Below are 15267 nucleotides of genomic sequence, written 5' to 3'. Positions count from 1 at the left end.
CCGGAACCGCCGGAACCGCCGGAACCGCCGGAACCGCCGGAACCGCCGGAACCGCCGGAACCGCCGGAACCGCCGGAGCCCTCAACCTCGTTCGCACCGCAAGCCGCCGCCTCGTCCATCCCGTATTCTTCGAGCACATCCCGCGGCGTCGCGGTGAGCTTCGCGCCATCGCGGATCAGCGCATGGCAGCCCTGCGCGAGCGGCGCGTGGATCGAGCCCGGTATTGCGAACACGTCGCGCCCGAGTTCGTTCGCGAGCCTCGCGGTGATCAGCGAACCGGAACGCGGCGCGGCCTCGACGACGAGCACGCCGATCGCGAGCGCCGCGATCAGCCGGTTGCGCTGCGGGAAGTGCGACGCGCGGGCCGGCGTGCCGAGCGGCCATTCGGACACGATCGCGCCGCGCGCGGCGATCGCGTGCGCAAGGGCGCGGTGCCGCGCCGGGTACACGAGATCGGCGCCGGTCGCGATGACCGCGATCGTGCCCGAGCGGCCGCCCAGTGCGCCCTGATGCGCGGCGCCATCGATGCCGAGCGCGAGGCCCGACACGATCGCGAGCCCCGCATCGGACAGCGTGCGCGCGAAGCGCGTCGCGTCGGCGAGCCCCTGCGGCGTCGCATGGCGACTGCCGACGACGGCGAAGCCGCGCGCGTGCAGCAGGTCGAGCCGCCCCTTTACATATAGCAGCGGCGGCGGATCGTGCAGATCGCGCAGCCGCGCCGGATAGACGGGATCGTTGAGCGTGACGAGCGCGTTGCCCGGCGCGTCGAGCCATGCGAGCGCCGCATCGGTGCACGCGTCGAGATCGTCGCGCTCGCTCGCGCGCACCGCCTGCGCGGCCGCCGGGCTGCTCGCGGCGGTGATCGCGCTATCGGACGCGCGCAGCAGCGCCGCCGGCGAGCCGAACGCATCGAGCAGCGCTTGCAGTGCGGCGGGCGCGAGGCCGGGGGCGTGCGCAAGCTGCAGCCACGCGCGCAACTCGCCGGTGGTCAGCGCTTGCGGCGACATGAGGCGTCCCTCGAATGCGGCGGCCAGCGCATGGCGTGTCGCCATGATAAAATTTTCATCATCCGAAATACTCGACGAGGCCGTGCGCGCAGGCGCGCGGCCGGTTGCAGGAGGCGCGATCCGCGGCATTGATTCGCCGCGCATCCGCCTCATCTTCATTGCATCGCGGCGACGGCGCCAGCCGGCCGGATGGCCGATGCGGCACGCCGCTCCACCGAATACCGAACGCCATGGCTTTGCTGAACATCCTTCACTACCCCGACAAGCGGCTGCACAAGGTCGCCAAGCCCGTCGACAAGGTCGACGACCGGATCCGCAAGCTCGTCGCCGACATGGCCGAGACCATGTACGCCGCGCCGGGCATCGGCCTCGCGGCCACCCAGGTCGACGTGCACGAGCGCGTGATCGTGATCGACGTATCCGAGGAGAAGAACGAGCTGCGCGCGTTCATCAATCCCGAGATCGTCTGGTCGAGCGACGCGAAGCAGGTCTACGAGGAAGGCTGCCTGTCGGTGCCCGGCATCTACGACGAAGTCGAGCGTCCCGACCGCGTGCGCGTGCGCGCGCTCAACGAGCAGGGCGAGACCTTCGAGCTCGACTGCGAAGGCCTGCTCGCCGTGTGCGTGCAGCACGAAATGGATCACCTGATGGGGCGCGTGTTCGTCGAATACCTGTCGCCGCTCAAGCAGAGCCGCATCAAGACGAAGATGAAGAAACTCGAACGCGCGATGTGACGCGCGTTCCTCCTGCCCGATCCCGAACGCTGTCATGACCCATACGTTGCGCGTGATTTTTGCCGGCACGCCGGAATTCGCCGCGGCCGCGCTGGCCGCGATCCACGCGGCCGGCTTCCCGGTGCCGCTCGTCCTCACCCAGCCCGATCGCCCCGCCGGGCGCGGGATGAAGCTGCAGGCGAGCGCCGTGAAGCGCTACGCCGTCGAGCACGGAATCCCCGTCGCGCAGCCGCCGTCGCTGCGTCGCGCCGGCAAGTACCCGGCGGAAGCGGCCGACGCGATCGAGCGGCTGCGCACGACGCCGCACGACGTGATGGTGGTCGCCGCGTACGGCCTGCTGCTGCCGCAGGAAGTGCTCGACATCCCGCGCCACGGCTGCATCAACATCCATGCATCGCTGCTGCCGCGCTGGCGCGGCGCCGCGCCGATCCACCGCGCGATCGAGGCCGGCGACGCCGAGACCGGCGTCACGCTGATGCAGATGGACGCGGGCCTCGATACCGGCGCGATGATCCAGGCATCGCGCATCGCGATCGCCGGCGACGATACGACCGCGACCCTGCACGACCGGCTGGCCGCCGACGGCGCGCGGCTGATCGTCGACGCGCTCGCGCGGCTCGAGCGCGATGGCGCGCTGGCGGCGACGCCGCAGCCGGCCGACGGCGTGACCTATGCGGAAAAGATCGGCAAGCACGAAGCGGCGCTCGACTGGCGCAAGCCGGCCGACGTGCTCGCGCGCCAGGTGCGCGCGTTCGATCCGTTCCCGGGCGGCGTCGCGTCGCTCGACGGCGCGGCGATCAAGCTGTGGGCGGCGGAGCCCGCGGCGGCGTGCGGCGACGCGGCGGCGGGCACGATCGTCGAGGCGTCGGCGGACGGCGTGCTGGTCGCGTGCGGCAGCGGCGCGCTGCGCGTGACGCAGCTGCAGAAGCCGGGCGGCAAGCGGCTGCCCGCACGCGAATTCCTGGCCGGCGCCGCGCTGGTCGCGGGCCAGCGTTTCACGCTGCCCGACGCGTCCTGACCGCCATTCGACACGGTTTGCGCGCCGCGCGCCATCGGCCGTCCGGCCGAGTCGCGCGGTGCGGCGGGCGCGCGTAGAATTTCCCTGCGCTTCCCGGTTTCGAGGTTTCCATGCTTGGCATCACCCATTTCGGCTTCTTCCTGCTCGCGGTTTTTCTGCTGAACATCACGCCCGGCCCCGACACGGCCTACATCGTCGGCCGCAGTGTCGCGCAGGGGCGCGGCGCGGGGCTGATGTCGGCGTTCGGCATCTCGGCCGGCTGCTGCGTGCATGCGCTCGCGTGCGCGTTCGGCCTGACCGCGCTGCTCGCGGCGTCGGCGGCCGCGTTCACGGTGATCAAGCTGGTCGGCGCCGCGTACCTGATCTATCTCGGCGTGCGGATGGTTTTCGCGAAGCCGCCGGCGCCGGGTGCGGGTGCGGCGCAGCTCGCCGCCGCGAAGCCGCTGCGCCAGCTGTTCATGCAGGGATTCTGGACGAACGTGCTGAACCCGAAGGTCGTGCTGTTCTTCGTGTCGTTCTTCCCGCAGTTCGTGTCGGCCGACAGCCCGCACAAGGCGCTGGCGTTCCTGACCCTCGGCGCGGTGTTCGTCGTGATGAGCACGATCTGGACGAGTCTGGTCGCGTGGGTCGCGGGCAGCGTCACGCAGCGTTTTTCCGGCAAGCCGGGCGTCAAGAAGTGGCTCGACCGCACGGTCGGCAGCGCTTTTGTCGGGCTCGGCCTCAGGCTGGCCGCGTCGCAGCGCTGAAATTGAATTTTTCCGGCAAGCCCTTATCTAACAGATCGCTTACAATTCTCCGCCGCGCCCTGTGAGGCGCGGCGGGTCCCCGGATAAGGAGTGGGTATGTTCAATTGGGTCAAAACGGCGATGCTGATGGCCGCGATCACGGCCCTGTTCATCGTGATCGGCGGGATGATCGGCGGTTCGCGAGGCATGACGATCGCGCTGCTGTTCGCGCTCGGCATGAATTTCTTTTCGTACTGGTTCTCCGACAAGATGGTGCTGCGCATGTACAACGCGCAGGAAGTCGACGAGAACACGGCGCCGCAGTTCTACCGGATGGTGCGCGAGCTGGCCACGCGCGCGAACCTGCCGATGCCGCGCGTGTATCTGATCAACGAAGACGCGCCGAATGCGTTCGCGACGGGCCGCAACCCCGAGCACGCGGCGGTGGCCGCGACGACCGGCATCCTGCGCGTGCTGTCCGAGCGCGAGATGCGCGGCGTGATGGCGCACGAGCTTGCGCACGTGAAGCACCGCGACATCCTGATCTCGACGATCACCGCGACGATGGCGGGCGCGATCTCGGCGCTCGCGAACTTCGCGATGTTCTTCGGCGGGCGCGACGAGAACGGCCGGCCGGCCAATCCGATCGCGGGCATCGCGGTCGCGCTGCTCGCGCCGATCGCCGGCGCGCTGATCCAGATGGCGATCTCGCGTGCGCGCGAGTTCGAGGCCGACCGCGGCGGCGCGCAGATTTCCGGCGATCCGCAGGCGCTCGCGACCGCACTCGACAAGATCCATCGCTATGCGGCGGGCATTCCGTTCCAGGCGGCCGAACAGCATCCGGCCACCGCGCAGATGATGATCATGAACCCGCTTCACGGCGGCGGCCTGCAGAACCTGTTCTCGACGCACCCGGCCACCGAGGAGCGCATCGCGCGCCTGATGGAGATGGCGCGCACCGGCCGCTTCGACTGAGCCTCGCGCGGCGCCTGCCGCGCTCGCCCCCGCCACCCCGCACGCCTCGCGCTGCGGGGTGTTTCATTTGCGCGCCACAAAGGGGCCGCATGACGCCACGCTACAATGCGCGGTTTGGGATCGTGGCGGCCATGCGTCCGTCCGGCTCCCGCCGCTTGCCGATTTCGATCCGATGACACGAACCCGTTCCTCCGCTCCGTCTTCTTCCGGCCGTCACGCGCGCCTGTCCGTGCTGCGCGTCGCACCCGATTCGCTCGGTTTTGCGCTCGATGCGGCCGCGCAGGCGGTCGACGCGGTGCGGCACGGCACCGCGCTGCCGGCGGCGCTGTCCGCGGTGTTCGCGCAGATGCCGTCCGGGGCGCAGGCGCTTGCGCGCGGCGCGACGCAGGACGTCGCGTATCGGACCATGCGTCGTCTCGGTAGCGCGGACTGGCTGATCGGCCGGCTCGTCGGCAAGGCGCCCCCGGCGCATGTGCACGCGGTGCTCGCGGGCGCGCTCGCGCTGCTGCTCGATGCCGGCGACGAAGCCGCGTATCCGCCGTTCACCGTCGTCGATCAGGCCGTGACGGCGATCGGCGCGCGACGCGAGTGCGCATTCGCGAAGGGGATGGTCAACGCGGTGCTGCGCCGTTTCCTGCGCGAGCGCGACACGCTCGTCGCGGCGCTGCAGGCCGACCCGGTTGCGCGCTGGAATTACCGCGCATGGTGGATCGACGCGGTGAAGCGCGCATGGCCGGACGCATGGCAGGCGATCCTCGCGGCCGGCGATCGCCAGGGGCCGCTGACGCTGCGCGTGAACGCACGCTGCTCGACCGTCGACGCGTATCTCGACACGTTGCGCGCAAACGGAATCGAAGCGGCTGCGATCGGCCGGCATGCGGTGCGGCTCGCATCGGCGCTGCCGGTCGAGCGCATCCCGGGCTTCGCCGACGGCGTCGTGTCGGTGCAGGATGCCGGCGCGCAGCTCGCGGCCGAATGGCTCGGCGCGCGCGACGGCATGCGCGTGCTCGATGCGTGTGCGGCGCCCGGCGGCAAGACCGGCCACCTGCTCGAACTGGCCGACGTCGAAGTCGTTGCGCTCGAAAGCGATGCGACGCGCGCGACGCGCATCGGCGAGAACCTCGCGCGGCTGTCGCTCGCGGCGGACGTGCGCGTCGGCGATGCGGGCGCGCCCGACGCGTGGCACGACGGCCGGCCATTCGACCGGATCCTGGCCGACGTGCCGTGTTCGGCGTCCGGCATCGTGCGGCGCCACCCCGACATCCGCTGGCTGCGGCGCGAGGCCGACATCGCGGCGCTCGTCGCCGAACAGCGCCGCATCCTGTCCGCGCTGTGGCCGCTCGTGAAGCCGGGCGGCGAACTGCTTTACGTGACCTGCTCGATCTTTCCCGAAGAGGGCGAACTGCAGGCGCGCTGGTTTGAAGCGGCCTGTGAAGATGCGGTACGATTGGACGCGCCCGGCCAGCTGCTGCCGCGTGCCGTTCCGGACGGAGTGCGGGGAGGGGCGGCCGCCGGCGCACTCGACCAGAACACCGATCACGACGGATTTTTCTACGCGCGGTTTCAGAAACGGTGACGATCAAACACCTTTTTCCACTTCGGCTGGCGGCCGTCCTGATGGTCGCGTTGACGCTGTGCGTGGCCATCGTGCGGCCGGCGCACGCCGAATCGATTGCCGTGCAGCGCGCGTCGCTGCAGGCCGACGGCAACGGCTGGAGCCTTGATGCCCGTTTCGATTTCGAGCTGAACCCGAACCTCGAGGATGCCGTCAACAAGGGCATCCCGCTTTACTTCACGACCGACTTCGAGCTGAGCCGCGCACGCTGGTACTGGTTCGACGAGCAGCCGGTGTCGGTGTCGCAGACGATCCGTCTGTCGTTTCAGCCGCTTACGCGCGAATACCGCGTGTCGACCGGCGGCCTGCAGCTCGGCTTCGGCACGCTGAAGGATGCGCTCGCGGTCGTCAAGCACGTCACGTCGTGGCACGTGATCGAACGCAACCAGGTGCGCGCCGGCGAAACCTATACGGCGTCGGTGCGAATGCAGCTCGATACGGCGCTGATGCCGAAGCCGTTCCAGGTCGACGCGGTGAACAACCGCGACTGGACGCTCGGCTCGGACTGGAAGCGCTTCAACTTCACGGTGACCGAACGTGCTAAATAAAGTGCGCCGCGCGGCCAGCGGGAAGAGCCTCCTCGTTCGCGTAATCGTCTCGACCGTCGCGTTCACCGCGCTGCTGCTGCTCGTGCTGCTCGCGGCCGCGAGCGCGAACACCGAATTCTTCGACCGCTACTACTCGTGGCTGTACGCGACCAACATCGTGGTCGCGCTCGTATTCCTGCTGGTCGTGCTCGGCCTGATCGGGATGATCGTCGTGCGCCTCAGGAAGGGCAAGTTCGGCACGCGGCTGCTCGCGAAGCTCGCGGTGTTCTTCGCGCTCGTCGGCGTGGTGCCGGGCGGGATCATCTACATCGTGTCGTACCAGTTCGTGTCGCGCAGCATCGAGTCGTGGTTCGACGTGAACGTCGAGACCGCGCTGACGGCCGGCCTGAATCTCGGTCGCGGGATGCTCGACGCGTCGCTGTCGGACCTGCAGACGAAGGCGCGCATGATGTCCGACCAGCTCGCGAGCGTCGACGCGAACACGAACGGAACGACGCTGACGCTGCTGCGCCTGCGCGACCAGTTCGGCGTGCAGGACGCGACGATCGTCGAGCCGAGCCGCTCCGGCTCGGGTGCGGCGCCGGACCTGCATATCGTCGCGCAGGCGTCGGGCAATTTCGCGGCGCTGATCCCGGACGATCTGCCGACCCCGCTGATGCTGAGCCAGGCGCGCGAGCATGGCGCGTATGCGGCGATCGAAGGCGAAGTCGACGGCGACCCGCGCGCGCACGGCGCGAAGGGCGCGCTGCGGCTGCGCGTCGTGCGGCCGATTCCCGATGCGACGACGTCGCTGCTGCAGCCGGCCGAGCGCTTCCTTCAGCTGACCCAGCCGGTGCCGCCGACGCTCGCGCACAACGCGGACGCCGTGCAGCGCGCGTACCGCGAATACCAGGAGAAATCGCTCGGCCGCACCGGGCTGCGCAAGATGTACATCGGCACGCTGACGCTCGCGCTGTTCCTCGCGACCTTCATCGCGATGATGCTCGCGCTCGCGCTCGGCCAGCAGCTCGCGCGGCCGCTGTTCCTGCTCGCGCAGGGCACCAAGGAAGTTGCGGAAGGCGACTACACGCCTAAGCGCGAAATCAAGACGCGCGACGAGCTCGGCTTCCTCACGCAGTCGTTCAACGCGATGACGCGCCAGTTGTCCGAGGCGCGCCTCGCGGTCGAGCGCAACCGGGTCGCGCTCGAGCATTCGAAGACCTACCTCGAAAGCATTCTCGCGAACCTGACGGCCGGCGTGTTCGTGCTCGACCGTCAGTTCCGGCTGACGACCGCCAATCGCGGCGCCGAGCGGATCTTCCGGCAGCCGTTCAATTCGCTGATCGGCACGACGCTCGACCAGATCGGCGTGGTTGCCGGCTTCGGCGCGATGGTGCGCAAGGCGTTCGCCGACCGCGAGGCGGCCGACAGCGGCAGCGGCAACCACGGCCACTGGCAGCAGCAGTTCGCGGTCGAGGTGCCGGGCGAGACCGATCCGCTGACGCTGCTGGTGCGCGGCACGCGCCTGGTGTCGACGGTCGACGGGCAGGCCGACGATCCGCAGACCTCGGGCTACGTGGTCGTGTTCGACGACATCTCCGACGTGATCTCCGCGCAGCGCTCGGTCGCGTGGGGCGAGGTCGCGCGCCGGCTCGCGCACGAGATCAAGAATCCGCTGACGCCGATCCAGCTGTCGGCCGAACGCCTGCAGATGAAGCTGTCGGACAAGCTCGCGCCGGCCGATGCGGACGTGCTCAAGCGCGGCGCGACGATGATCGTGAACCAGGTCGCCGCGATGAAGCGGATGGTCGACGACTTCCGCGAATACGCGCGCACGCCGCCGGCGGTGCTGGCGAACCTGCAACTGAATGAACTGGTGAGCGAGGTGCTCGGGCTGTATGGCGTGGGCGAAGGCAAGAGCGCGATCGTCGCGGAGCTCGCGGCGTCGCTGCCGGTGATCCGCGGCGACGCGACGCAGTTGCGCCAGGTGATTCACAACCTGCTGCAGAACGCGCAGGATTCGGTCGCGGAGTCCGAGCATCCGCGTGTGTTGATCGAAACCAAGACAGTAGAATATGGCGATCCCGACGCCGACGGCAAAACGCGCGTCGCGGTACGTCTTACCGTGTCCGACAACGGGCCCGGTTTTCCGGCGCGCATCCTGACCCGTGCGTTCGAGCCTTACGTGACGACGAAGGCGAAGGGCACGGGGCTCGGATTGGCCACGGTCAAGAAAATCGTCGACGAGCACGGGGCGCGGATCGATCTGCGCAACCGCATGCACGGCGAGGCCGTCGAGGGTGCGCAGGTGTCGATCCTGTTCCTGCAGATGGCGAGCGATGCGCCGGATGCCGAGCAGGGCGGGCCGGCCTCGGGTCAGCAGGCCCCGGCAAAGACAAAAGCAAGTGTGCAGACAAAGGCAGCGTAAATGGCAACCATCCTGGTGGTAGATGATGAAATGGGCATCCGGGAATTGCTCTCGGAGATCCTCAGCGACGAAGGACATGTCGTCGAGGCGGCGGAGAACGCGCAGGCTGCGCGGGAATACCGGCTGAATCAGGCGCCCGATCTCGTGCTGCTCGATATCTGGATGCCGGATACCGACGGCGTCACGTTGCTCAAGGAATGGGCGGCGCAGGGCCTGCTGACGATGCCGGTGATCATGATGTCCGGGCATGCGACGATCGACACGGCCGTCGAGGCGACCAAGATCGGCGCGCTCGATTTCCTCGAGAAGCCGATCGCGCTGCAGAAGCTGCTGAAGGCGGTCGAGCACGGTCTCGCGCGCGGCGCGGCGCCGGTGTCCGCGAACGCGGCGGCGAAGGCCGGCGCCGGACAGGCGGCGGGGCCGGCGTCGGTCGCCTCCGCGGCGGCGCTGCCGACGCTCGGCGACGACGTGGCCGCGGCGCTCGGCCTCGCCGGCCAGACCGCGGCGATTCCGTTCGACATTCCGCTGCGCGAAGCGCGCGATGCGTTCGAGCGCGCGTACTTCGAATATCACCTCGCGCGCGAGAATGGCAGCATGACGCGCGTCGCGGAAAAGACCGGCCTCGAGCGCACGCACCTGTATCGCAAGCTCAAGCAGCTCGGCGTCGAGCTCGGCAAGAAGCCGTCCGAAGGTGCCGCATAAAATTTTTTGCGAAAGTACTTGTACAGTCCAAAGAGGCTCGCTATAATCGCTTTTCTTCGTTGGCCCGGTAGCTCAGTTGGTAGAGCAGCGGATTGAAAATCCGCGTGTCGATGGTTCGATTCCGTCCCAGGCCACCAGCAGTTCCAACCCCAAGAATCGTCAGGTTCTTGGGGTTTTTCGTTTGTGGCGGGCCTCGCGTGCCCGGCAGCGTTCGCGGCGGCATGATAAAATCCGTGCCCGCTCAATGACTTAGCGCATCACTTCAGGCGCGGGCAGCGCCGCCCGCGCGGCGTCGCCGTCAAGCGCGACGCCGATGGCGCGCAATGGGCGGTATAAGCGGCCTGCCGCGTTCGCGGCCGACGGCGCTGCCTATACTGGTCGAGCCGGCGCAGGCCGGCACGCGTCGGGCCGTCCGGCGGCAGCCGGCCACCGGGCGCAGCGCGACGCGAGCCTACACATTCACGGAGTATCACGGTGATTCGGACAGACGCTAAAGACGGCGCGCTCGTGTTGTTTTCCGGCGGCCAGGACTCGGCCACGTGCGTGGCCTGGGCCCTCGAACGCTACCAGACGGTCGAGACGCTCGGCTTCGACTACGGCCAGCGCCATCGCGTCGAACTCGAATGCCGCGAAGGCGTGCGCGAAGCGCTGAAGCGGCAGTTCCCGCAGTGGTCGGACCGGCTCGGCGACGATCACATGATCGACCTGTCGGTGCTCGGCGCGATCAGCGATACCGCGATGACGCGCACGATCGAGATCGAGACGGCGGCGAATGGACTGCCGAACACGTTCGTGCCCGGCCGCAACCTGCTGTTCATGACGATCGCCGCGGCGATCGCCTACCGCCGCGGGCTGCGCGTGCTGGTCGGCGGGATGTGCGAGACGGATTTCTCGGGCTATCCCGACTGCCGCGACGACACGATGAAGGCGCTGCAGGTCGCGCTGAACCTCGGGATGGACACGCGCATCGTGCTCGAGACGCCGCTGATGTGGCTCGACAAGGCGCAGACCTGGCAGCTCGCCGAACAGCTCGGCGGCGAAGCGCTGGTCGAGCTGATCCGCGTCGAGACGCATACCTGCTACGTCGGCGAGCGCGCGGAACTGCACGACTGGGGCTTCGGCTGCGGCGAGTGCCCGGCCTGCAAGCTGCGCAAGCGCGGCTACGAGGCCTACCTGAAGGGCGAACGCGTGACCGAAGCGCCGCTGTGAAGCGGCTGCCGCGGCACGGTGAATGAACAACGGATTCTGATCGACAACGAGCGGCGCGAGCCGGACGAAGCACGATGACTTACGCGGTCAAGGAAATTTTCTACACGTTGCAGGGCGAGGGCGCGAATGCGGGCCGGCCGGCCGTGTTCTGCCGGTTCGCCGGCTGCAATCTGTGGTCGGGCCGCGAAGAGGATCGTGCGGAGGCCGTGTGCCGCTTCTGCGATACGGACTTCGTCGGCACCGACGGCGAGAACGGCGGCAAGTTCAAGGACGCCGACGCGCTCGTCGCGACGATCGCGGGCCTGTGGCCGGACGGCGAGGCGCATCGCTTCGTGGTCTGCACGGGCGGCGAGCCGATGCTGCAGCTCGACCAGCCGCTCGTCGACGCGCTGCACGCGGCAGGCTTCGAGATCGCGATCGAGACCAACGGCTCGCTGCCGGTGCTCGAGTCGATCGACTGGATCTGCGTGAGCCCGAAGGCCGATGCGCCGCTCGTCGTCACGAAGGGCAACGAGCTGAAGGTCGTGATCCCGCAGGACAACCAGCGGCTCGCCGATTACGCGAAGCTCGACTTCGAGTACTTCCTGGTCCAGCCGATGGACGGCCCGTCGCGCGACCTGAACACGAAGCTCGCGATCGACTGGTGCAAGCGCCATCCGCAATGGCGCCTGTCGATGCAGACCCACAAATATCTGAACATTCCCTGAGCCACGGCTTTTGACATCGTGCTGATTACCCGAAAACTCGAATTCGACGCGGGCCACCGCATTCCCGATCACCGCAGCCAGTGCAGGAACCTGCATGGGCATCGCTACGTGCTCGAAGTCACGCTGCGCGGCGATCTCGTCGATACCGAGGGGGCGCCCGACCGCGGCATGGTGATGGATTTCGCCGACGTGAAGGCGCTCGCGATGGAGCATCTCGTCAGCAAGTGGGACCACGCGTTCCTCGTCTATGCGCGCGACGAGGTGGTGCGCTCGTTCCTCGAGCAGATGGCCGACCACAAGACCGTCGTGATCGACCGGATCCCGACCGTCGAGAACCTCGCGGCGCTCGCGTTCGACATCCTCGCGAACGTGTACGACGCGCATTACGGCGTGAACCTGCGCCTCGAGCGCGTGCGGCTGTACGAAACGCCGAACTGCTGGGCCGACGTCGAGCGCCAGCCGGGCCGCTGATCGCCGGTTGATCGGCCGCTGATCCGCCGGCGCCGCGCCGGGCTGCCGCTTCGCGGCCGGCCGCGCGCCCTTCGCCCGATGCGTGCGGCACCGTCCGCTTTCTCCTCCCCACATTTCGCCCGGCGCCGCGCTATGATCGTTGCGTGGCATCGCGAAACGCGTCCGTCGCCGGGCGCGGCGGGCCGCCGCGTCACGCCTTCTCCTTGCCTGTTCCGTTCGATTGCCTGTCCGCCGGGAGGCCGTATCGATGAGCACGCTCACCAATTCCCTGAAACAACGTCTGCATGACGGCGACGAGCCGCTGTACGGGCTGTGGCTCACGCTCGGCAGCGACGCCGCGGCGGAAGCGCTCGCGCATGCGGGCTACGACTGGCTGTGCATCGACATGGAGCACGCGCCGAACGACAGCCGCGATGTCGCATCGCAGCTGCGCGCGCTGGCCGCCGCGCACCTGCCGAGCGAGCCCGTCGTGCGCGTGCCGGGGCGCGAGCCGTGGCTCGTGAAGCGCGCGCTCGACGCGGGCGCGCGCACGCTGATGTTTCCGGGTATCGAGACGGCCGACGACGCCGCGCATGCGGTGCGGCTCACGCGCTTTCCGTCGCCCGAGTCGCCGGACGGGCTGCGCGGCGTCGCGGGCATGGTGCGCGCGGCGGCGTTCGGGATGCGCCGCGATTACCTGCTGACGGCCAATGCGCAGGTCGCGGTGATCGCGCAGATCGAGTCGGCGCGCGGCGTCGACGAAGTCGAGCGGATCGCGGCGACGCCCGGCGTCGACTGCCTGTTCGTCGGCCCGGCCGATCTCGCGGCGAGCCTCGGCCATCTCGGCGATGTCCGTCATCCGGACGTCGAATCGGCGATCGCGCGCGTGCTCGCGGCCGGCCGGCAGGCAGGCGTCGCGGTCGGCATCTACGCATCGGATGCGGCGAGCGCGCGTCCGTACCGCGACGCCGGCTACCGGATGATCGCGCTGTCGGCCGACGTCACGTGGCTGCTGCGCGCGACGCGGCAGGCGCTGCAGGAGGTGCGGTCATGAACGGCGGCGACGGCGCGTGTCGCGCGAGGCCGGGTGCGCGGGGAATCGGCGGGCGCTGCGCGGCGCTCGGCCTGTGGGCCGTCTGTGTCGCGGCGGCCGCACAGAATGCGCCGCATCCGAAGCCCGATCCCGCGCACGAGACGCAATCGGCGGTCGCCGACTACAACGCGGGCGACTACCGCGCGGCGCTGGTCCAGTTCCACGACGCGGCCGAGCGCGGCGATCGTCTCGCGCAGTTCAACTACGCGATGATGCTGCTCACCGGCGAAGGCGTGACGGCGAACGTCGAGGAGGGCCTGCGCTGGCTCAGGCGCGCGGCCGACGCGAACATGTCGCACGCGCAGTACGTGTACGGCCGGATGTTCGACGACGGCGAGTTCGTCGCGCGCAATCCGGTCGAGGCGCACCGCTGGTTCCTGCGGGCCGCGAAGCAGGGGCACGTGCAGGCCGAGCTGTCGCTCGCGAACCAGTTCCTCGACGGGCGCGGCACGCCGCGCGACAACCGGCAGGCGTTCGTCTGGTACAAGCAGGCGGCCGACGCGGGCGAGCCGACCGCGCAGTACGTGACCGCGTCGTTCTACGAGCGCGGCGGCGACGGCGTCACGCAGAACCTGAACATCGCGCGCGCGTATTACGCGGCCGCGGCCGCGCAGGGCGACGAGACGGCCGGACTGAAGTTCAAGGAACTGAGCGCGCGGCTCAAGGCGCAGGGGCCGGCCTCGGGCGCCGGCGGCGCGGAGCCGGGGAGCCCGCGCGCGGCGCCGCCGCAGTGAGCGCACGGCCGGCGCGCCGGCCGCAGCCGCGGCTCAGCTTTTCATCAGCCTGCGCTGCCGGCCGACGCTCATGATCATCCCGATCGCGATGCCGAGCGTCGTCAGCGCGGTGCCGCCGTAGCTCATGAACGGCAGCGGCACGCCGACGACCGGCAGCACGCCGCTCACCATCCCGATGTTGACGAACGCATAGACGAAGAACGCGAGCGTCAGCGACCCCGCGAGCAGCCGGCCGAACAGCGTCGCGCCCTGCGCGGCGATATACAGCCCGCGCGCGATCAGCGCCATGTACAGCGTCAGCAGCACGAGGCCGCCGGCGAGCCCCCATTCCTCGGAGAACACCGCGAAGATGAAGTCGGTGTGCTTTTCCGGAATGAATTCGAGGTGTGCCTGCGTGCCTTTCAGGTAGCCCTTGCCGAGCACGCCGCCCGAGCCGATCGCGATCACCGCCTGGATCGTATGGAAGCCCTTGCCGAGCGGATCGGACGTCGGGTCGAGCAGCGTGCACACGCGGTGCTTCTGGTAGTCGTGCATCAGCGGCCACTGCACTTCCGGCTGGCAGATGCGCTCCTCGAACACCGCGATCGAGCCGACCGCGATCACGCCCGCAACGAGCACCGGCACGATCAGCTTGAACGACAGGCCCGCGAGATAGATCACGAAGAAGCCGGCCGCGAACACCAGCAGGCCCGTGCCGAGGTCGGGCTGCTTCGCGATCAGCCCGACGGGCACCAGCAGGATCCCGAACGCGGCGACGAAGTCGTACCAGCGCAGGCCGCCTTCGCGGCGCTGGTAATACCACGCGAGCATTAGCGGCGTCGCGATCTTGAGGATCTCCGACGGCTGGATCACGACGCCGACGTTCAGCCAGCGCTTCGCGCCCTTCTTGGTCATCCCGAACAGCGCGACCGCGACCAGCAGCGCGACCCCGAACGTGTAGAGCGGGACCGCGAAGCGCATCAGCGTCGTCGGCGGGATGTTGGCGATCACCCACATCAGCACGAACGTCAGCAGGATGTTGCGCAACTGGTCCTCGACGCGGCCCGGCATGTCGATGCTCGCGCTGTACAGCGTGACGATGCCGACGCACAGCAGCAGGAACACGATCAGTGCGAGCGGGCGGTCGAAGCCCGCGAACATCTGCTTGATCTTGTCGAGCCAGGCGCGCTTGTCGAATTGCATGCCTTTCTCCGTTAATGAGCGGGTCCTGCGTTCGCCGCTTGCTGGGCGGGCGTCGCACGGTGGTTGTCTTCACGCGGCGCGGCGGCGAGCGGCTGCGCTTCGCTGGCGGGCCGGCGCGGCCGGTGCGGGCGCCGGATCGGCGGCAGGCTCGCGGGCCGCGG

The 15267-nt window shown here is 69.1% G+C and carries 15 protein-coding genes and 1 tRNA gene; 14 read left to right on the top strand and 2 right to left on the bottom strand.

What is annotated here, in order from left to right; all coding sequences use genetic code 11:
* Nucleotides 1-1052 (bottom strand): DNA-processing protein DprA (dprA, locus tag BST28156_RS33500; protein WP_254596488.1); only part of this gene is annotated, 1052 nt, incomplete at its 3' end.
* Nucleotides 1053-1237: 185 nt separating this feature from the next.
* On the opposite strand from dprA, the gene def reads away from it, so the two are divergent.
* The 14 genes from def (at nt 1238) to BST28156_RS33430 (ending at nt 13924) form a co-directional block, all read left to right on the top strand.
* Nucleotides 1238-1741 (top strand): peptide deformylase, encoded by a 504-nt coding sequence (gene def, locus BST28156_RS33495; protein WP_060244275.1) that lies wholly within the window; start codon nt 1238-1240, stop codon nt 1739-1741.
* A 34-nt stretch (nt 1742-1775) separates the two neighbouring features.
* On the top strand, nt 1776-2759 hold the full coding sequence (gene fmt, locus BST28156_RS33490) for a methionyl-tRNA formyltransferase (protein WP_174904477.1): 984 nt from the start codon (nt 1776-1778) through the stop codon (nt 2757-2759).
* A gap of 110 nt (nt 2760-2869) precedes the next feature.
* The gene (locus BST28156_RS33485; protein WP_174904476.1) at nt 2870-3505 is read left to right on the top strand and encodes a LysE family translocator; all 636 of its coding nucleotides are present in this window, start codon (nt 2870-2872) and stop codon (nt 3503-3505) included.
* 96 nt (nt 3506-3601) lie between these two features.
* Complete coding sequence (htpX, locus tag BST28156_RS33480; protein ID WP_009695734.1) at nt 3602-4459, top strand: zinc metalloprotease HtpX; 858 nt, start codon at nt 3602-3604, stop codon at nt 4457-4459.
* A 172-nt stretch (nt 4460-4631) separates the two neighbouring features.
* Nucleotides 4632-6035: a 16S rRNA (cytosine(967)-C(5))-methyltransferase RsmB gene (gene rsmB, locus BST28156_RS33475; RefSeq protein WP_174904475.1), complete on the top strand. Its 1404-nt coding sequence runs from the start codon at nt 4632-4634 to the stop codon at nt 6033-6035.
* A complete protein-coding gene (locus BST28156_RS33470) occupies nt 6032-6622 on the top strand; it encodes a DUF4390 domain-containing protein (protein WP_060244266.1) in 591 nt (196 codons plus the stop codon). Before rsmB ends, BST28156_RS33470 begins: the two co-directional genes overlap by 4 nt.
* Nucleotides 6612-9029, top strand: a complete 2418-nt coding sequence (gene esaS, locus BST28156_RS33465) for a sensor histidine kinase EsaS (protein WP_059481610.1) — start codon at nt 6612-6614, stop codon at nt 9027-9029. Before BST28156_RS33470 ends, esaS begins: the two co-directional genes overlap by 11 nt.
* Nucleotides 9030-9731, top strand: a complete 702-nt coding sequence (gene esaR / locus BST28156_RS33460) for a response regulator transcription factor EsaR (RefSeq protein ID WP_009695728.1) — start codon at nt 9030-9032, stop codon at nt 9729-9731.
* A 61-nt stretch (nt 9732-9792) separates the two neighbouring features.
* Nucleotides 9793-9868: transfer RNA gene (locus BST28156_RS33455), tRNA-Phe, on the top strand.
* A gap of 337 nt (nt 9869-10205) precedes the next feature.
* Nucleotides 10206-10940 carry a 7-cyano-7-deazaguanine synthase QueC gene (gene queC, locus BST28156_RS33450; RefSeq protein WP_009695727.1) on the top strand — a complete coding sequence of 245 codons (735 nt, stop codon included), beginning with the start codon at nt 10206-10208 and terminating at the stop codon, nt 10938-10940.
* Between the two features lie 74 nt (nt 10941-11014).
* The gene (queE, locus tag BST28156_RS33445) at nt 11015-11647 is read left to right on the top strand and encodes a 7-carboxy-7-deazaguanine synthase (protein WP_009695726.1); all 633 of its coding nucleotides are present in this window, start codon (nt 11015-11017) and stop codon (nt 11645-11647) included.
* Between the two features lie 18 nt (nt 11648-11665).
* Complete coding sequence (gene queD, locus BST28156_RS33440) at nt 11666-12118, top strand: 6-carboxytetrahydropterin synthase QueD (RefSeq protein WP_009695725.1); 453 nt, start codon at nt 11666-11668, stop codon at nt 12116-12118.
* 247 nt (nt 12119-12365) lie between these two features.
* The gene (locus BST28156_RS33435) at nt 12366-13151 is read left to right on the top strand and encodes an HpcH/HpaI aldolase family protein (RefSeq protein WP_060244265.1); all 786 of its coding nucleotides are present in this window, start codon (nt 12366-12368) and stop codon (nt 13149-13151) included.
* On the top strand, nt 13148-13924 hold the full coding sequence (locus BST28156_RS33430) for a tetratricopeptide repeat protein (RefSeq protein ID WP_060244263.1): 777 nt from the start codon (nt 13148-13150) through the stop codon (nt 13922-13924). The genes BST28156_RS33435 and BST28156_RS33430 overlap by 4 nt, the downstream gene beginning before the upstream one ends.
* 33 nt (nt 13925-13957) lie before the next feature.
* Here the strand turns inward: BST28156_RS33430 and rodA are convergent, their stop codons facing one another.
* Nucleotides 13958-15106, bottom strand: coding sequence for a rod shape-determining protein RodA (rodA, locus tag BST28156_RS33425; RefSeq protein WP_009688366.1), 1149 nt, complete (start codon nt 15104-15106; stop codon nt 13958-13960).
* Nucleotides 15107-15267 lie beyond the last annotated feature (161 nt).

The organism is Burkholderia pseudomultivorans (assembly GCF_902499075.1).
Lineage (GTDB): Bacteria > Pseudomonadota > Gammaproteobacteria > Burkholderiales > Burkholderiaceae > Burkholderia > Burkholderia pseudomultivorans.
The sequence above is the reverse complement of the archived record's forward strand: the minus strand, read 5'-3'. Positions and strand labels throughout refer to the sequence as shown.

Excerpts from the sequence above, each read along its gene's own strand:
- def (WP_060244275.1), top strand. The coding sequence starts at position 1,238 with ATGGCTTTGCTGAACATCCTTCACTACCCCGACAAGCGGCTGCACAAG.
- fmt (WP_174904477.1), top strand. The coding sequence starts at position 1,776 with ATGACCCATACGTTGCGCGTGATTTTTGCCGGCACGCCGGAATTCGCC.
- BST28156_RS33485 (WP_174904476.1), top strand. The coding sequence starts at position 2,870 with ATGCTTGGCATCACCCATTTCGGCTTCTTCCTGCTCGCGGTTTTTCTG.
- htpX (WP_009695734.1), top strand. The coding sequence starts at position 3,602 with ATGTTCAATTGGGTCAAAACGGCGATGCTGATGGCCGCGATCACGGCC.
- rsmB (WP_174904475.1), top strand. The coding sequence starts at position 4,632 with ATGACACGAACCCGTTCCTCCGCTCCGTCTTCTTCCGGCCGTCACGCG.
- esaR (WP_009695728.1), top strand. The coding sequence starts at position 9,030 with ATGGCAACCATCCTGGTGGTAGATGATGAAATGGGCATCCGGGAATTG.
- queE (WP_009695726.1), top strand. The coding sequence starts at position 11,015 with ATGACTTACGCGGTCAAGGAAATTTTCTACACGTTGCAGGGCGAGGGC.
- BST28156_RS33435 (WP_060244265.1), top strand. The coding sequence starts at position 12,366 with ATGAGCACGCTCACCAATTCCCTGAAACAACGTCTGCATGACGGCGAC.
- BST28156_RS33430 (WP_060244263.1), top strand. The coding sequence starts at position 13,148 with ATGAACGGCGGCGACGGCGCGTGTCGCGCGAGGCCGGGTGCGCGGGGA.
- rodA (WP_009688366.1), bottom strand. The coding sequence starts at position 15,106 with ATGCAATTCGACAAGCGCGCCTGGCTCGACAAGATCAAGCAGATGTTC.